This is a genomic window from Glaciecola sp. 2405UD65-10, assembly GCF_048820975.1.
In the GTDB taxonomy this organism is placed as follows: domain Bacteria; phylum Pseudomonadota; class Gammaproteobacteria; order Enterobacterales; family Alteromonadaceae; genus Glaciecola.
Genome location: NZ_JBMEUF010000001.1, coordinates 1,354,605 through 1,372,786, shown reverse-complemented (window position 1 = coordinate 1,372,786; position 18,182 = coordinate 1,354,605). Strand labels below are relative to the sequence as shown.

14 protein-coding genes are annotated in these 18,182 nt (G+C 39.3%); 8 read left to right on the top strand and 6 right to left on the bottom strand.

Annotated elements, in window-relative coordinates:
- Window positions 1-2,898, bottom strand: a complete 2,898-nt coding sequence (gene glnE, locus ACOI22_RS06275) for a bifunctional [glutamate--ammonia ligase]-adenylyl-L-tyrosine phosphorylase/[glutamate--ammonia-ligase] adenylyltransferase (protein ID WP_420671156.1) — start codon at window positions 2,896-2,898, stop codon at window positions 1-3.
- 135 nt (window positions 2,899-3,033) lie between these two features.
- Between glnE and ACOI22_RS06270 the strand changes: the two genes are divergently transcribed.
- The gene (locus tag ACOI22_RS06270) at window positions 3,034-3,936 is read left to right on the top strand and encodes a DUF350 domain-containing protein (RefSeq protein ID WP_420671155.1); all 903 of its coding nucleotides are present in this window, start codon (window positions 3,034-3,036) and stop codon (window positions 3,934-3,936) included.
- 32 nt (window positions 3,937-3,968) lie between these two features.
- Here the strand turns inward: ACOI22_RS06270 and ACOI22_RS06265 are convergent, their stop codons facing one another.
- Window positions 3,969-4,304 carry a GIY-YIG nuclease family protein gene (locus ACOI22_RS06265; protein WP_420671154.1) on the bottom strand — a complete coding sequence of 112 codons (336 nt, stop codon included), beginning with the start codon at window positions 4,302-4,304 and terminating at the stop codon, window positions 3,969-3,971.
- 67 nt (window positions 4,305-4,371) lie between these two features.
- Here ACOI22_RS06265 and hldE point away from each other — a divergent pair, with 67 nt between their 5' ends.
- Both hldE and ACOI22_RS06255 read left to right on the top strand, forming a co-directional pair.
- Entirely contained in the window at window positions 4,372-5,820 is a 1,449-nt protein-coding gene (gene hldE, locus ACOI22_RS06260) for a bifunctional D-glycero-beta-D-manno-heptose-7-phosphate kinase/D-glycero-beta-D-manno-heptose 1-phosphate adenylyltransferase HldE (protein WP_420671153.1), read from the top strand.
- A 71-nt stretch (window positions 5,821-5,891) separates the two neighbouring features.
- On the top strand, window positions 5,892-6,980 hold the full coding sequence (locus ACOI22_RS06255; protein WP_420671152.1) for an XrtA/PEP-CTERM system-associated ATPase: 1,089 nt from the start codon (window positions 5,892-5,894) through the stop codon (window positions 6,978-6,980).
- Window positions 6,981-7,013: 33 nt separating this feature from the next.
- Here ACOI22_RS06255 and ACOI22_RS06250 read toward each other — a convergent pair whose 3' ends face one another.
- From ACOI22_RS06250 to ACOI22_RS06235, 4 genes are read right to left on the bottom strand one after another with little or no spacing between them, the layout of a single operon-like run.
- A complete protein-coding gene (locus ACOI22_RS06250) occupies window positions 7,014-8,753 on the bottom strand; it encodes a hypothetical protein (RefSeq protein ID WP_420671151.1) in 1,740 nt (579 codons plus the stop codon).
- A gap of 9 nt (window positions 8,754-8,762) precedes the next feature.
- A complete protein-coding gene (locus tag ACOI22_RS06245; protein ID WP_420671150.1) occupies window positions 8,763-9,704 on the bottom strand; it encodes an XrtA-associated tyrosine autokinase in 942 nt (313 codons plus the stop codon).
- Complete coding sequence (locus ACOI22_RS06240; RefSeq protein ID WP_420671149.1) at window positions 9,704-11,278, bottom strand: XrtA system polysaccharide chain length determinant; 1,575 nt, start codon at window positions 11,276-11,278, stop codon at window positions 9,704-9,706. Before ACOI22_RS06240 ends, ACOI22_RS06245 begins: the two co-directional genes overlap by 1 nt.
- A 26-nt stretch (window positions 11,279-11,304) precedes the next feature.
- Entirely contained in the window at window positions 11,305-11,976 is a 672-nt protein-coding gene (locus ACOI22_RS06235) for an XrtA/PEP-CTERM system exopolysaccharide export protein (protein WP_420671148.1), read from the bottom strand.
- Between the two features lie 243 nt (window positions 11,977-12,219).
- Here ACOI22_RS06235 and ACOI22_RS06230 point away from each other — a divergent pair, with 243 nt between their 5' ends.
- From ACOI22_RS06230 to xrtA, 5 genes are read left to right on the top strand one after another with little or no spacing between them, the layout of a single operon-like run.
- On the top strand, window positions 12,220-13,632 hold the full coding sequence (locus tag ACOI22_RS06230; RefSeq protein WP_420672327.1) for a TIGR03013 family XrtA/PEP-CTERM system glycosyltransferase: 1,413 nt from the start codon (window positions 12,220-12,222) through the stop codon (window positions 13,630-13,632).
- 10 nt (window positions 13,633-13,642) lie between these two features.
- Complete coding sequence (locus ACOI22_RS06225) at window positions 13,643-14,497, top strand: XrtA system polysaccharide deacetylase (RefSeq protein WP_420671147.1); 855 nt, start codon at window positions 13,643-13,645, stop codon at window positions 14,495-14,497.
- Window positions 14,494-15,528 carry a FemAB family XrtA/PEP-CTERM system-associated protein gene (locus ACOI22_RS06220; protein ID WP_420671146.1) on the top strand — a complete coding sequence of 345 codons (1,035 nt, stop codon included), beginning with the start codon at window positions 14,494-14,496 and terminating at the stop codon, window positions 15,526-15,528. The genes ACOI22_RS06225 and ACOI22_RS06220 overlap by 4 nt, the downstream gene beginning before the upstream one ends.
- Before the next feature lies 1 nt (window position 15,529).
- Window positions 15,530-16,741, top strand: coding sequence for a TIGR03087 family PEP-CTERM/XrtA system glycosyltransferase (locus tag ACOI22_RS06215; RefSeq protein ID WP_420671145.1), 1,212 nt, complete (start codon window positions 15,530-15,532; stop codon window positions 16,739-16,741).
- Window positions 16,738-18,168 (top strand): exosortase A, encoded by a 1,431-nt coding sequence (gene xrtA, locus ACOI22_RS06210; RefSeq protein ID WP_420671144.1) that lies wholly within the window; start codon window positions 16,738-16,740, stop codon window positions 18,166-18,168. The genes ACOI22_RS06215 and xrtA overlap by 4 nt, the downstream gene beginning before the upstream one ends.
- The last annotated feature ends 14 nt before the right edge of the window (window positions 18,169-18,182 follow it).

The following is an 18,182-nucleotide window of genomic DNA, read 5'->3' as shown; positions in this document are numbered from 1 at the left end:
TTAGGAAGCGCTAAATAGTTCATCGAAGCATTCGGCAACATACTGAGTTGCGTTTAGCAATTCACTGTTTACTCTTGCATACTTAAGTTTTGCTAATTGCAAACGATGCGAAGCGTGTCGAAGGCTTAAATAAGCTTTGCTTAGCCCTTGTTGCATTTCTTTGCTAATCACATTTATTTCACAGAGGGTTTCGAGCAATCTTAAATTGTCAGACCAATGCAATTGTTTTGCGTGCTGCTCACCTGATAGCAATACCCAATATTGCACCATAAATTCAATATCAACAATTCCGCCGTGTGTATGCTTTAAATCCATCTCTGCGTTGGGTTCTTTCAACAAGTGGTCGCGCATTTTTCTGCGCATCTCATAAACGCTTAAACACAATTCGCTTTTTACGCGATGCTTCGCAATGACCTGTTCACGAATAGTATAAACATTGTTTCTTAGGCTTTGAGAAGCATAAACCACTCGGCTACGCACTAGGGCTTGATGTTCCCAAGTCCAGGCCTTTTCTTGTTGATACTCTGCAAATGAATCAACATGGCTTATTAATAATCCAGAATTGCCCGAAGGACGCAGCCGTAAATCAATTTCATATAAAATGCCGTTATACGTTTTTGTGCCGCTAATATGGCTTATTCGCTGCACTAATTTAATATAAAACTCTTGATTGGAAAGCTGCTTACGTGATCCGCTTTCATCGGTACTACCTGAAAGGTCAGTATTGTGCAAAAAAACGAGATCTAAGTCAGAGTCATAACTCAGCTCTATTCCACCAAATTTACCGTAGGCAATTAAGGCAATATTTTTACATTCAAGATCACCTCCACTGGGGATACCGTATAGCTCAATCATTTGTGTATATGCATACTCTATGACCTGTTGCATCAAGACTTCAGCTAATATAGTAAGTTTGTCACTCACTTGGTTAATAGCCAAAACACCCATAATATCGGCTGCAGCAATTCTTAGCTGATTGGTGTGTTTAAATTCACGGAGCTTGTCCATGACCATTTCAGGGTCTTCTAAATCAACGCGAAGCATACTTTGGCGTAATTGGTCAGCGCAGGCTAATTTCCATTCTTGTAGTGAAAGAGTATCTTCATTTAAATAAATAGGGTGTAGAAGTTCATCTAAAAGTAAGGGGTATTGTGCTATTTGCTGGCTTATCCAAGGGCTCTTTTTACACAGCAAACGCAAGCGATGACGCACGTCGGGATGCTCAAGTAGCAAATCAATGTAAGTTATTCGCCCTATAATAGTTTGTAAAATACCAAACAAGCCTTCTATTTCATCGTCTGCTAAACTGTTTTTCTCGACACCAAATTCATGCAACAAAAGCGGCATAAGTTTATTAATCGATTTAACTCCGCGAGCACTCACGCCACTACGGTCAACTTTCTTTTTAAATAAGCCAAGGTGATGGAACAATACCTTAGCACCTCGGGCGTCAAAAAAAGCTGAACACGTATCTATAAATTCCTCTTCAGGCATTTCAACGTGCCACAAATCATCAAATGTATCGTTAATTGGGTCGTTATTGTTCTTCTGCTTAGTTTCGTTGGCATCATCTACCAAGCTACTAAAGACCTTGTTGATGCGAGCCATGCAATTGCTAATTAGCAATTGGTAATCACTTTGTTCATCACCTTGGATTAATGCATTAAGGCGCTCTTGGTTATGTTCTGATTCAGGCAGTGTTTGTGTTTGTTCATCATTGAAAGCTTGAATGTAATGCTCTGCTTTACGCAAATACAAATAATCGGCTTGCAAAGCTTCTTGTTCTTTTGCATCTAAAAAGCCCGCGTTAACTAATGCCTTCATCGCTCTAAGTATTGATGGCGTTTGGCATGCATCGTCTCTACCTGCGTGTATAAGCTGAATACTTTGGATAAAAAACTCAACTTCCCTTATGCCGCCTTTTCCAAGTTTTATATTATTCGTAATTTGTCTGCGGCGGACTTCATTTTCTATTAAACGCTTCATTTCGCGAATCGACTCAAGGGTAGTGAAATCAATATATTTGCGGTAAACGAAAGGTGTGATAATGCTTTTAAGTTCGTCGTTAAATGGCGTGTTATTTACAATTCGCATTTTTTGCATGGCGAAGCGCTCCCACTCACGCCCCTGTTCTAAATAATAGCTTTCAAAAGCACTAAAGGGTAAAACTAAAGGGCCACTTTCCCCTAATGGTCGCAGGCGCATATCCACTCTAAATACGCGGCCATCTTGGGTTACATGGTCAAGCATTTTAATAAATCGCTGCGCTAAACGCGTAAAGAAAACCTGATGTTCTATAGGCTTTCTAGGGTGGTGAGTTTCACCGCTATAGGGGTAGGTAAAAATTAAATCAATGTCGGATGAAAAATTTAGCTCATTGCCGCCAAGTTTTCCCATCGCTAAAATCAGTAAATCTTGCTTTTCTTCTGGCTCACCGAAACGTTTGCAAAGCTGTTCATATAAATAGTGATAACTTTCGTTAATAAGAATATTGGCTAGATGTGAGGTTACTTGCAACGAGTCGGTGATACTTTGCTCATTTAAAAAATCATGCCAAGCAATTTGCATCATGTTCAAATGCCTGCATTTTCGAATGTGTGCGTAGGCTTGAGTTTCATCACTGCTTTCTGCTAAATTTTGCCTGAGTGCTGTTTGTACATTTTCCAAGCAGTAATGCTCAATAGCCTTACTCGCGTCAAATGATGCAATGTTAGGGAGCAACCCAATAAATTCGTCACTATATTGTGTGGCAATACGCTGTATAAAATCACTGTAATAAAAGGCTTGTAAAATAAGCGCTTGGTGCTGATTAACTACTTCAATATTATTACTATTACGACTGGCTTTTTCGTAGAAAGTGTCAAACGCTTGTTTCGCTTTTTCGTGTAAATTATGCATATTTGCTTCGGTAATTTTGCCATTGAAGATATACCGTCATACTATATAAGCTTTCAATAGAAAACAAAGGATTATGGCCATTACCCCTTAAGCAATCTAAGAAACTTAAATGGTAAAGCGCATTATGAGAAACCTATGGAACAGTTAGTAAAATTAATTCCCCTTTCAAATGATTTAGCAATATATCTAGCCATAGACGTGAGCATCACGCTTTTACTTTTATTTGTTATTCGTTCTTTGTCAGGCCTATTTAAGAAGGTAAGTGTTAGAGAGGAATTAGGTGTAAAAGATAATTTTGCCTTCGGGATCAGTATGGCCGGCAGAATGTTCGCGCTTATTATTGTGCTTTCATCTGTGGTAGGTCGCCATACTGGACTAGGGTACGAAGCCGCTGCATTAGGTATGCTGTTATTTGGTTTGTTGGGTATATTACTCGTAAAAATTGGTCGCTTTGGACACGACAAACTTATTTTGAATCGCTTAGATAAAGAAGAGATGATTGGTGAAAAGAATGTGTCTGTGGCTATAGTGGACGCGTGTTCAGCAGTTGCCAGTGCAATTGTAGCAAAAAGCATTATTGATTGGGCTGATGGGGCCGATGCTAATGCCTTTGTTGCTGTATTTTCAGGGGCTTTGGTCGTGTTAAGCGTACTGCTTTTTGCAACGCGTTTATATGAATTTAGATTTGCTGATAAAAATCAAAATAGCTCTTTTCAGCGCACCTTATGCAATGGACAAATCGCTTTAGCTATTCAGCACGGTGGTAACCTAATTGGGATTGCTATTGCGGTCTCAGCGGCTAGCAAAATTCTTATTTATGAGCCAACAGCTTATGTGAGCAACATCACGGGATGGTTAATTTCTGGGTTTTTATTAGCAAGCATGTTGATGTTCTTAACAAGCATTGCCAAAAGAGTAGTGTTAGCCGGCGTTAATAGGCAAACAGAGGTGTCGTTGCAACATAATATTGGTATTGCCAGCATTGAAGCTGTTTTGTCAGTTGGGATTGCTATGTTATTTGCTAATATATTTGGCTAAGTGACCGTTCAGTACACTATGTTAGTGTTGGCTTACTCAGCCATATTACTAAAATCTACCAAGGTATGGGGATAGGGAAGTGGTATTGAGTGTTCAACAATACTCGTTTTCTTGTTTTTCCCCTGCTTTTTTAACCAATATTCAGCTTGCAAGGCAATGCTATGGCTTGGCACTTGAACACAATATCGCAGGGTAAGAGGGCCTTTCCCTCGTAAGGCCTTGGCCGATTTAACCGTATTACTACTATGTTCAATAAACCGCCGGCGCCATTGGGTCGTAATACCGGTGTAAAAATGCTTATGTTTTGTTTCAAGCACATATAAAAACCAAGGTTGGAGGGATTTTTCTTCAATGCATTGGCTAGTCACTGTTATACTTTCTATTAGATAATCGTAATCGAATTAAATTTTCGCATAAACTTGACCCAAGGTGTATATGTCTTTTTCACAAACTTCACTTAAAACGCTTCCCGACTTTCAAAAAGCAAATCTTTTGGTGGTGGGGGATCTTATGCTTGATCGCTATTATCAAGGAAGCACAGCTCGAATATCTCCAGAAGCTCCTGTGCCCGTGGTCAACATAAGCGAAACCGAAGACCGCCCGGGTGGAGCTGCTAACGTTGCCGTAAATGCCGCAATGCTAGGAGCAAAGGTGACGTTAATTGGCTATGTTGGTGAAGATGATGCAGCTGACTCACTTAAGCGAAATTTAAGCGCAAGAGAGGTTAATTGCGATTTCATTAGTTTGAAAGATTACAACACCATCACTAAACTGCGAGTTATTAGCCGAAATCAACAACTGTTAAGAATGGACTTTGAGCGATCATTCACTGATGTGAATAAAGATGAATTGGTCGCCAAATATACACAGTATTTGGATAAAGTAGATGCCGTTGTTTTGTCAGATTACGCAAAAGGCGCATTGTCGGAAGTTGAGATACTCATTGAATTAGCCTCAAAGAAAGGTAAGCCTGTTGTAGTTGACCCAAAAGGGAATTCATTCTCGCGATACAAAGGAGCGAGTGTAATTACGCCTAATTTAGCTGAATTTGAACAAGTACACGGGCACACTGAAAACGAAGCTCAATTGCATGCAAAAGCATTGAGCTGCTGTGAAAATAACCAGCTAAAACATGTATTGCTTACACGCTCTGAAAAAGGCATGTCTTTATTTAGCGCGTCGGGCAGAGCGCATCATATGCCTGCCTTAGCACGTGAAGTATATGACGTGACAGGAGCAGGTGATACTGTGGTATCAACTATGGCTTGTGCTTTAGCAGTAGGTGCCGATATAGAATACGCGTCACAGCTTGCTAACCATGCTGCAGGTGTGGTTGTTGGTAAACTTGGTACATCTAGTGTTACCACTACCGAATTAGCAATTGCTTTGAATCAGCATAAAGCGAGTGACGGCGGAATTTTAAACCAAGATCAACTTTTGTTAGCGGTAAAGCAAGCGCAGCAAAAGGGTGAAAAGGTAGTAATGACCAACGGATGTTTTGATATCTTGCATGCTGGACACGTAAGTTATTTAGCTGAGGCTGCAGCGTTGGGTGATCGTTTAATTGTAGCAGTAAATTCAGATGCATCAGTCAGTAAGCTTAAGGGTGATGGCAGGCCTATTAACAATGTGAATCGCAGAATGGCTGTATTAGCTGGTTTATCGTCAGTAGATTGGGTAGTTGAGTTTTACCAAGACACACCTCAAGCCTTAATCGCCAGTATCCTTCCTGATGTGCTAGTTAAAGGGGGAGATTATCAAGTGCATGAAATAGCAGGTGCCGATGAAGTAATGGCCAACGGAGGTGAGGTGAAAACCCTGGGTTTTGAAGATGGGGTATCAACCACGGGTATTATTTCGCAAATTATTGATAACAAATCATAAGGATAATCTGCCTTTAAAATGCAGAAATTAACAAATTTAGCGCGTTAAGCGTACTTTACGGATAAAATTTTATGTACGAAAGTTATTATGGTTTAAATTCTAAACCGTTTCAATTAACACCCGATCCTGAGTTTTTCTTTGCGAGTAAACTGCATAAGCGAGCTATGTCGTACCTTCAATATGGCTTGTCACAGGGCGAAGGTTTTATAGTTATTACGGGTGATATTGGCACTGGAAAAACGACTATTGCGAACAGTTTGCTCGATAATATCGAAGCCGATATTTATGCGGCACAAATTGTCACGCCAAAATTATCACCCGATGAAGTGATTAAGATGGTGGCGTCAAAATTTAGCATCGATACTCAAGGTAAAACGAAAACCGATCTACTAGAAAGTTTGCGTGAGTTTTTAGAGCATTTAGCCGCTACTGGCAAACGCGCTTTGTTGTTAGTAGATGAAGCTCAGAATTTACCCCTTGAAACCATTGAAGAGCTTAGAATGCTGTCTAACTTCCAGCACGCAGGCAAGCCTCTATTGCAGAGTTTTTTGTTGGGGCAGGCTGAATTGCAGCCTATTTTACGAGCACCTAACATGGAGCAGTTTAGGCAACGAATTGTGGCCTCGTGCCATTTGGCGCCGCTTAATATAGAAGAAACTTGTGCTTACATTCAATATCGCTTAGAGCATGCGGGTTGTCAAAGAACGGATTTATTTACTGATACGGCTTTCGATGCCATATTTGAATTTACGAAAGGTGTTCCGCGAAAGATAAATACGCTAATGGACCGCGTTCTATTATTTGGATTTCTAGAAGAACTTGAGTCTTTTAATGTTGATAACGTGAAGTCTGTAATAGAAGAAGTACAAGAGGAGATGTTTACACCAGAAGCCGATGCGGCCCTTGAGCCTATTGATAAACAAACGGCTAATAGCGAAAACGTTGCACAAAGTACGCGCGAAGCTGGTGAGCCTCCTCATATCACACCTAATGGTAATGTAGTGCAAGATACAAAATACTATAAAGATATGTTAGAAGAGCTTGTTGATGCTTTAGATGATGCAATTAAACACAAAGTGAAGCTAACACAGTACATTGATAAATTATTGAAGAAAAAGTATCAAACTTACGTAAGATTAAAAAACGAAGACGATAAATAGACATGGCGAGATGTATCATACATCTCGCTACAATTACTCTTTAGAAAATTTGTATTCAATAGATACTGAAATTCGGCGGTCGGTCAGTGGGCCAATTATGCCACTAATGCCTCCTATATTAACGTTTTCGTCACCATCTCGATTCAAATAACGTAAGCCTAAGGATGCATAAAAACGCCTTGTCATTTGTCGAGTAAAAGAAACGGAAGCTTCTTTTACAATGTTCGCACCAAACTGCTCAGAAAAAGTCTGTTCATTTTCTGTGTAATTTGCATTGAACAATAATTTGCTTCTTTGCGAAATATCAAAAAGAGTAGAAAACCTTAGGCTCTGAGTTTCCGTTATACGTGATGCTTCTAGATTCTCATTTTTTGAATGCGTGCCTACTATAGAAACGGTTGTGCGTCTTCTCGTAATAGAGCTTTGAATACTCAGTGACTTTCTTAAAATTAAGTTATCGTTCAGTTCAAAGCCAGTTTCAACAAATGGAACCACTATTTGGCCAGCATCTAAATTAGATAAGTCTATAGAATCAGGCAGGGTGCATTCAGCTAAGTCAGCCGCACCATTGTCACAAACAAATAAGCCCAATTCAGAAATCTGTGATAGTTGCGTATTGGTATTAACGTCTTCTCTATAGCTAACGCGAGAGCGCCAGCTTCGAAGATTATGCGAAAGCATTACATTTGCAGAGTCGCCAAAAAACCTACGATAAAATGCAGCAGAAAGAATTGTTCTGGGTGAAAATTGCCAACTCGTATCTAAACTAATGTACTCGTCTTCTTCGTCAACTGATGAAGTATTATCAAGAGAATCACCAGTTGTTTTAGACTTATTAAAACCCACTTGTATGTATCTATCGGTAGAAGCCTGCCAGCGAAGCCCTATTCCGTAAGACTGGAACTCACGCTTAGAATCTATTCCTTGAGCATTTAAGTCGGTATCTTCTACTTCATTTGTTTCATAAGAGCCAAGTAGATTTAAACTTAAATCACGGTATACAATGGTACCGATAGAGCCGCTGATATAATTACTTTTATAATCGCCAAGCGAATTTCTTTTTGAAAGTTGGGCTGTGGCATCCCAATAAAATGATATTGGCCTTATATCGTCGCCACTATTTAATGACCATTGAGCACCATAGGTTTCATTATCAGAGTTACTAAATATTCCTGAGGTCACTGAGTCATTGTTACTTTCTCTTTTAGAGCTTGACGAAGAATAACTGAGTGATGCTGATGTACCAAAATAATTACCCGTGGGTAAATTAAGCACTAAGGCGCCAGAATGATAATTGCTTTCGGTAAGGTCTTCTGAATTAAGTAAGAAGTCATCAACAGAAAAAGTTTGATTATTTAAGGAATTATACTGCTGTGAGCCGCGAACATTCACGTATAGAAGGTTACGGATAATATCGTAATGGGTGTTATAAGTGAAATTAGTATAGTTATTGGTACTATCGGCGTCGTCTAAACTTCTTCTCACATGATTATGCTCTGCCAACAAAGAAGCTTCTAAATCTCTAGCCGTATAGGTAAAGCCTAAATAGGGAGTAATTATTATATTTTCAGAGCTATCTGCGTAATTACCAGTGGCATCTACTTCTTGTTTAACGTAAGTATTTTCAATACCTACGTCAAATTTCAATTCCCCTGAAAGCGCCGTTGAACATGCGACTAAAAGCCCGGTGCTAATAGCCGTTTTGCTTAGCAAACTTAAACGGATTGCACCTGCTGCTAAACTGAAATTATTCGCTTGAGCTTTAATTCCCATAATAATATTCTAATCTTCCTTGACGCTACCATAGTATTGATAGCCGTAATAACCGCCATTGTCGGAATAGTTAATAGATTTGTTCACAACAAAGCCAATCGCCATATCAGGATTAAGACGTTCTACCGCTACCTGAATATCATTCATTTTTGACTTGCCTTCTTCAACCACAATAACTGCTTGGCCAGCAAGATTAGCCAGAACCACTGATTCGTTTATGCCAATAAGAGGAGGTGAATCAATTATTACAACGCGGTCAGAGTATCGAGTAGAAAACTCTTCGATAGTGTCGCTCATAATTGTACTTGCCAACAACTCAGTTGATAAGTGATGCGAGCGACCTGCAGGGATGATCTTCAACTTAGGAATATTGGTGTGGTAAATAACTTCACTTAGATCTTTAACATCACCAAGCAGGTACTCCATTAAACCTGTCTTTTCTGTAATATCAAGTGTTTTCAGTACGTTAGGTTTTAGAACGTCTGCATCAACTAATAAAACAGTTTTATCTTGTTCAGCAGCTATGCTGATAGCTAGATTGGTTGCTGTAAAGGTTTTCCCTTCTGACGGACGGGCACTACTAACCATGATAATGTTACTTTTTTCAAGGGTACCAGCCAAAGGACCAAAAGTATTTTGGAGTAGTTTACGTTTGATTTCGCGATATTCTTCACTAATCAGCGTTCTTGCGTTATCTAAACTTACAAAACCTAGGCGCTGTAATCTATCTATATCGATTTCCATGCTATTTTTACTATAGCTGCCTTTGGGCTTTGTATCTTCGATAGCTTCGCCTTCATTTACTATACTCGCACCAATAGGGCTTTGAGCACTAGAGCGAGCATCTGTGACGACTTGCTTATCTTGTTCAAGGCCAAGTGCCGATTCTTTTTCGCGTTGCAGTTTTTCTTCTTGTTGCTTTTGCAAAGCTTTTTCGATGGTATTTTTCATTATAAAACCTTACTCAGCAGGTCGATATTCATTACATCAGCTGCCACTAATACACCGTACATAAATATTATTGCGCCGGTAGATACAGCAAATACGGCCATTCTAAATTTGTTTTTACGTCTTATGCTATCTAAGTCAAGGTGAGTAACTACACCCCAAATAGGGAAGCCTGTAATATTGGTAAGCTGTTGTCCGCGAACCAGTACCGGTTTCAATTGACTCATTAAGAATGCCAGACCAATACCTGCGCCAAATCCTAAAATTAGTACACCAGTATAGAATATGAAGCGATTAGGCCCACTAGGCGCCATAGGCACAAGCGGCGGCTTAATAATTTTAAACTGTAAATCATCAGATGAAATCTCGGCGCTTCTGGTTAAATTAGCCGCTTCTTTGCGCGCTAAAAGTTCTTCATATTTCTGTTTTACAATGTTGTAATTTCTATTTTTAGAAATACCTTCTGCTTCAATTTGCGGAACTAAGTCAATCTTAGTTTTAAGTTCCTCTATTTTTGACTCGAAATTAGTCTCACGAACGCGCAAGGAAGAAATTTGGCCCTCAAGTCGGCTAACTTCTAAGCTTATTTCCTGATTCAACTGGCTCATGATAGGCGAATCTGTACCGTCATCTTGGTTCATATAAGCTTCAATCTCGCGCTGGCGAGCATCTTGTAAGCTTTCTAATAGTGCGGTGGTTTCAATTACATCAGGATGTTTATCGGTAAAGCGAAGACGCAAGTCGTCTAAGTTTTCTTCAAGTGAAATAATACGAGCGTCATAACGAGTGGTAATAACAGGAGCGCTATTGCCGCCTTGAACCGAAAAGCTGTCGGATGCTTGTTTATCGCGAGTCAGTCTACTCTTTAAGGTTTCAGCTTTCTGCTCGGCTTCTTTAATACTTAGCCTCGTTTCAGCCAATTGATTGTTCATTGACTGAAGGTTGCTATGAAACGTGCCTTGCATTGGAAGGATTTCTGAATATTTTCGTTGAAACTCTGCACGCTGTTGTTCGGCTTCCGCTAAGCGAGCCTCGAATTCAGCAATCTGCTCATCTAGAAACCGGCTTGTGTTATCAGAATCTCGTCTATTGCCACCTAATGAACCTTCTACAAACAAATCTAATGTTTCTTGTACTACTCGTTTTGTATCATCTGGTTTCTCGGATGTATAAGAAATAGTATAAATGTTAGTGCGATCAGTAGAACTCATGTTTATATTTGTTCCTAATGATTCGATCAATTTTTCGTAATCTTCGTCAGTAGTTACTTGTATATCCAAATCTGCTTCTCGAGCAATTTTCTCTAGGTTGGTTCTGCTTTTAAGCGTATTGGCCATTACCCTAACTTCTTGTTCAGGGTCAGTGAACATGGCCATACCCACCAAGGTGTTTTGGAGCATTGAGCGGGTGTCAACGAATACCTGAGCTTCTGACTCATATACATCGGGCATATTGGCTATATAGATAAACCCTAAAGGACAAATCAACCAAGAACAAATGATTAAATAACGTTTTTTGACCCAAATTCCACGAACATAATCAAGAACAAGTTGAATGGTCTGCTGTAAATCTTGCATTTATAATAATTCTCTTAAGCTACTACCTAGAACCAAGCTTCTGGGATGATGATAATATCGCCAGGTAACATATCGACATTCTTAGTAATATCGCCATCTTTAACTAAATCTTCAATATCAATGTCATAGGTAACTTGCTTATTGTTCACTACGCGCACTAATTTTGCGCCGTTACCACTTGCATACTGTGTTAACCCGCCTACTTCAATCATTATATCTAGTAAGGTCATATTCTCGGTATAATTGACAGCTCTAGGGTTGGTTGCTTCACCAATTACGCGAACCTGTTCACTGAAAGGGCCATTAAAACGTGATACTGACACCGTTACGCGAGGATTATTAATGTAAGTAGAAAGTTGCTCTTCAAGTTGCCTAGCAAGCATTGTAGGTGTACGCCCACTGACTTCAACATCTTCTACTAAAGAGGTGGTTACCTTTCCATCAGGTCTAACAATAAAATTGCCGGATATTTCCGGGTTCCGCCAAACAAAAATAGTTAAATTATCACCCGGACCAATCAAATATTGATAGTCATCAACATTGGTCGTAAGTGAAGCTCTAGTGGTTGCTGAAGGTAGAGTGGATGTAGAACACCCCGACACTAAAATAGTGATACCTACTGCGCTTAATAGCCCCTTAACGAAGTGTGTTTTGTGAAGGTTACCTTTTAGGAATGCAAAAAACGTGGCCCAATTCATTATCTTATTTCCCTTAATTTTCAGAATTTCTAATGTTAACACCAAATTATTACATGGTGATAGCAAGAACTTGCTGCATTATGCACTATAATTATGAAGTTTTCACGACTTACATAAATGTTCTATTTACCAATGGTATATTTTCTCTATAATACGGAGGCTTTTCATACGTAGAAATGCTTTTATTTTTAAATAGAGAAAGGCATTATAAAAGGGCGATTCGCCGAATACCCACTAATATGGATAATTATGACCAGTAGTTCGAAGTCAAGAAATAGCACAATTAAGTTGGTTATCAGCGAAGGATTAATAGTTGCTGGCTTAACCTACTTAGCTGCCTTAATTTTACAATGGCTGTATTTATACGATACGGCAAACACCTCAGGCACATTAATTAATATAGTTTTATATACGCTTTCCGTGGTTACCATTAATTTATCGGTGGGCTTGTATGAACAGCGATTACGCGAACCATTTAGAGGGATTATACGGCGCTTATTCGTTTCGGCAATTGTTAGCTATTTTATAACCGAACTACTAGCTAGTGTGTTTTTTGATGATACATCTGAACACTATTTACATGCATTGTTCTCAGTTACTTTAATCATTTTGGGGCTAGTAACCTTTCGATACTTTGTACACAACACAGAATCGTTTTCAACACGCCCCAACATTATAGTGTTAGGTGCAGGCGTAAGAGCATCGGTAATTGAAAAACGCATGCGCCGTGAGGTTGACCGTCACAACTTTAACTTACTCTCATTTATTCCAATGCCAGGAGACCAAATTGATGCAGGCATTGTTGATGAAGCAATATCTCATATGGATGTTGAAAACGAACTAGAACAATATATTGTTGAAAATGACGTTAGCGAAATTGTAATTGCTAATGACCAGCGCCGAGGCACTTTACCTATCAACGTTTTGTTTAACGCAAGGTTAAAAGGCGTTAGGGTGACTGATTTACTCGACTTTATAGAGCGAGAGCTGGGACAAATTTTAGTAGATATGATGTACCCTAGCTGGGTAATATATTCTAACGGATTTAAATCGCCACAAATTTTTCGAACGGTGGCTGATTATTGGATCAACGTAGCATTAGCGATAATTTTACTTTTGATTGTTTGGCCGTTTATGGCACTTACCGCCTTGATTATTTATATCGATGATGGCTATCGCACTGGCGCTGGCGTGTTATATAAGCAGCAACGCGTGGGGAAAGACGGTCGTTTGTTTAATATTCTTAAGTTTCGAAGTATGCGCCCTGATGCCGAAAAGGATGGGGCTAAATGGGCAAGTAAGAATGACAACCGAGTGACAGCAATAGGTGCCTTTATTAGAAAGTTTAGGCTAGACGAGTTACCGCAATTACTGAATATACTTAAAGGTGAAATGTCATTTATTGGCCCGCGTCCTGAACGCCCGCAATTTGTAGAACAACTGATTAAAGAAATCCCTTACTATGACCAGCGACATAACGTGAAGCCTGGCCTTGCCGGATGGGCTCAACTGAACTATCCATATGGCGCTAGTGTCAAAGATTCTTTAGAGAAACTTAAATTTGATTTGTATTATGTGAAGCACCAGAGCTTGCTGTTGGATCTGCTCATTTTGGTAAGAACAGTTGAAATTGTATTGTTCGGTAAAGGAAGGTAAGCCCTAAAATATGTCTGTGATCAAACGAAAACACGCCATGACCGTTGACGTAGAAGACTACTTCCATGTTTCTGCTTTTGAGTCTGTTATTAAGCCCGAAGACTGGGATGGACTGTCTCCAAGGGTGGGTAATAATACGCATAGGCTCATTGATTTATTCAACGAGAATAATGTTAAAGCAACTTTTTTCACATTGGGTTGGGTCGCAAAGCATTGTCCTGATGTCATTAAACGTATTGTTGATGAGGGGCATGAATTAGCCAGCCATGGCTCAAATCACCGTCGTAATACGGCAATGGATTACGAAGAAGTCAAACAAGATATAAAAAACAGTAAAGACATTCTTGAGCAGATATCAGGAAAGAAAGTGTTAGGTTATCGAGCGCCTAGCTTTTCAATTGATAAATCAAATGAATGGGTATTTGATATATTACAAGAGCTTGATTTTTTGTATAGTTCTAGTACTTATCCCATTGAGCATGATTTGTACGGCGTCCCAGACTGGCCTCGCTACGCCCACAAACGTGACGAGGGAATTATAGAAATTCCTGTTCCTACTTTGCAGAAAGGTGATAAGAATAAAGGTATTGGCGGCGGCGGATATTTTCGCTTATTCCCTTACTGGCTTTCTAAGCGTCGCATTGACGCCTATTTACGTGAAAATGATGCCCCCTACAATTTTTATTTCCATCCTTGGGAAATAGACGCAGATCAGCCAAGAGTAGAAGGTGCACCTTTCAAATCAAAAATACGCCATTACGTTAACCTAAACGTTATGGAGAAAAAACTCGTTAAACTTATGCAAGATTATGAATGGACAAGTATGTATGAAGCATACTCTGATGTACTAGGTGCTAAGCAATGATTCGTGTAGTTACAGCAAACGATAAAAACAGTTGGAATGCATTTGTAGATACACACCCACAAGGGACATTTTGCCATTTGTTTGAGTGGCAAACCGTGTTGCGTGAATCATCAGGCCATAAGCCATACTATTTGATGGCTCTTGACGCTTCAAACAACGTTCAAGGTGTTTTACCCTTGGCGCTTACACAAAGCATTATTTTTGGAAAGGTATTGTGCTCAACGCCGTATTGTATGTACGGAGGCGCAATCGCTATTAATGCTGACATTCGTAAGCGCCTAGAGCAAGAAGCTTGTGAACTTGCGCACAAACTCAATGTTGATTATTTAGAGTTAAGATATGAACAACAAATAAGCGATATTGATAGCAGTAAATTCGCTGAAAAGTCAGTACATAGCGTTTTTAAAATGCCATTAGCTGACAATGCCGATGACATTTTGTTATCTATTAAGAAAAAGCAAAGAGCCGTTGTCCGCCATTCTCTAAAGAATGAGCTCACTACAGAAATAAATCAAGACATTGATACTTTGTATCATATTTATTCCACGAGTGTGAGAAACTTAGGAACGCCCGTGTTCCCTAAAGCACTTTTTAAAAAATTAGTCGAAGTATTTCCTAATCATATAGATATTACTAGTGTGGCCCATGAGGGTAAAACTTTATCAAGTGTGATGAGCTTCTATTATAAAGGTATAGTGATGCCTTATTATGGAGGGGGCTTGTTTGAAGCAAGATTTACTAAATCAAACGATCATATGTATTACAAACTTATGTGCCATGCACAAGAAAAAGGCTGTAATGAGTTTGATTTTGGTCGTAGCAAAAATGATTCTGGTGCGTTTAAATACAAGCAAACTTGGGGAATAGAAGCCAAACCTATTTATCATTATTATCATTTAGTTAAAGCATCCTCTTTACCTAATTTAAACCCTAATAATCCCAAATACGAAAAAGTCATTAATATTTGGAAGAAACTTCCGTTAAAAGTATCACAGATTGTTGGGCCCTTCGTTTCGAAGTATTTGGGTTAATATGAAGCCGCCATTATTGTTTTTGTGTCATCGATTACCTATTCCCCCTAATAAAGGCGATAAAATACGCTCTTATAATATGCTTAAGTTTTTGTCAGAGCATTACTCTATTTACTTGGCGGGCTTTATTGATGACAAAAATGATCGCGCCTATATAGATCAACTTAAACAGTTCTGTGTTGATTTTACAATCGAGGAAAAATCTCCGCTATTATCAAAAATTAAAGGCTTGAGCGGCTTCTTGAATGGCAACGCGATTACTTTGCCATATTATCATTCGTCTTCCCTTCAAGGGTGGATAAGCCGAGCCATAAGCGAACATAAAATTGAACGTGTTTTCGTTTATTCATCAGCCATGGCGCAGTATGTGATGCCGAAATCTGAAAATTCCTTCACACGCTTTGTGATGGATTTTGTAGATGTGGATTCAGACAAATGGCGTCAATATGCGCTCAATAAACAAGGTTTAGGCCGTTGGTTTTATAATCGAGAAGCAAGGTGCTTAGAAAATTTTGAAGCGCAAGTATTCGAAGCTGCCGACAATAGCGTATTTGTATCATCGCAGGAAGCTGATTTTTTTAATGAATTAATGCAAAAGCGAAAACTTGATACCCATTTGAAGCCAGCCCAAGCTATAAACAATGGGGTTGATGCAGATTACTTTAATCCCGAAGCTAAAATATCAACAGTGTCAGAATTAGGGCAGCAGGCTATCGTATTTACAGGCGCAATGGACTATTGGCCAAACGTAGCGGCAGTTATGTGGTTTGTAAAGCATGTTTGGCCACAAGTATCAACATCTTATCCTAATGCTCAATTTGTGGTTGTAGGATCTAATCCTACTGATGAAATTAGCCAACTAAGCAAACAGCAAAATATTAGCGTAACAGGCCGTGTTGAAGATGTTCGCCCTTATATATTGCAAGCAAATGTGGTTATAGCGCCATTGCAAATAGCCAGGGGCATACAAAATAAGGTACTCGAGGGTATGGCTATGGGCAAAGAAATAGTGCTCACTAAATTGGCTGGCGAAGGGATTTGCGTTTCAAGTATGCAGGGGTATCACATTTGTGAAACGAGTAATGAGACTGTTGTTACAATAAACAAATTACTGGCTAGTTTACCGGCTGAGATTGCAAGCAATAGACAGTTTGTAAAAGACAATTTTGATTGGGATACGGAACTGCAAAAATTAAAAGGGATGATTCAATGAATAATCAAGTAATGCATAATCGAAAGATTATTTTGGGCTGCTTGGCTACTTTATTAGCGAGTTGGTTGGTAGTGTACTGGCCGGCTTTAGTGTCAATGGTTGGCGTATGGAATTCATCTGATACATTTACTCATTGTTTTATTATTGTCCCCATTTCTCTTTATTTACTTTACGAAAGGCGTTACGAATTACCTCAAACTCAATTAAAGCCAGCGCTTTGGGTTGCGGCCCCTTTGCTGTTTGTTCAATTAGTGTATTTAGGCGGGCAACTTCTTGGTGTTAATCTTATAGGGCATGCTAGTGCCTACGCTAGCATAGTGCTCATTGTGTGGATGGTGCTGGGAACTGAATTTATACTGCGCTTTAAATTTCCGTTTATTTTTTTAGTATTCACCGTACCGTTTGGCGAACAACTTGTGCCTTTGTTACAAGACGTAACCGCTTATATGTCGGTGGAACTACTTAAAATTAGCGGTATCCCAATTTATCGCGAAGGCTTATATTTATATATCCCTAATGGAACGTTTTTAGTTGCTGAAGCATGCTCGGGAATTAGCTTTCTAATTGCAGCGGTTGCTTTAGGCACCATGTATGGCTACCTAAATTTCAATACTCGCTGGAAGTTTTTCGCCTTTATTCTGCTGTCCTTTATTGTCCCTATTGTAGCAAATGGGATGCGGGCCTACGGGATTGTGGTTATTGGCTATATGTCTGATATGGAACATGCCACAGGCGCCGATCATCTTATTTACGGCTGGGTATTTTTCGCCTTTGTTCTTATATTACTCTTTTTGTTTGGCGAATTATTTAAAGAAAAAGTCACCATTGCTAAAAAGCAAGATGGAATACCTCAGGCGAGTATTCAAACACCCAATGTATTATCATTTGCAACTATGTTTATAGCGGTTATAGGTATTCAGCTATACAGTTCTATCTTTATATTTTCAGAATACAACGTTGATAACGGCCAAGCCCTTGCCAGTGAAATTAGAGAACTAGATCCAAGTGCTAAAAAGTACGATGTTATTTGGGAACCCCTTATGGTTAATGCACACGAAAATTGGTCAGGTAAGTTAAATGGCCATGAAGTGTATATTGCAAAATACCACTTTGACAACGATGAAGCAGAGCTCGTTAGCGGCTTAAATAGGGCCTTTAATATTGAGCGTTTTTCTCGCATGTCGAAAACTGATGAATCATTAGGCCAAGACCAAGTTTCAAATGTTGCAATAGTGGATGTAAGCGGTCAAAAGCTTAATTTGATTTATTGGTACGAAGTAGATGGTATGCGAACAGTTAACCCGCTTAAAACTAAAATTAATCAAGTTAAGAGTAAGTTAGCAGGCCGAGCCGGAAGAGGTTATTTTGTGGCTGTAATAGCAGATGATGCTAAGCAGGCGGTAGCGGCTATACCCACTGTGCACTAAGGCGTTAGATGTTG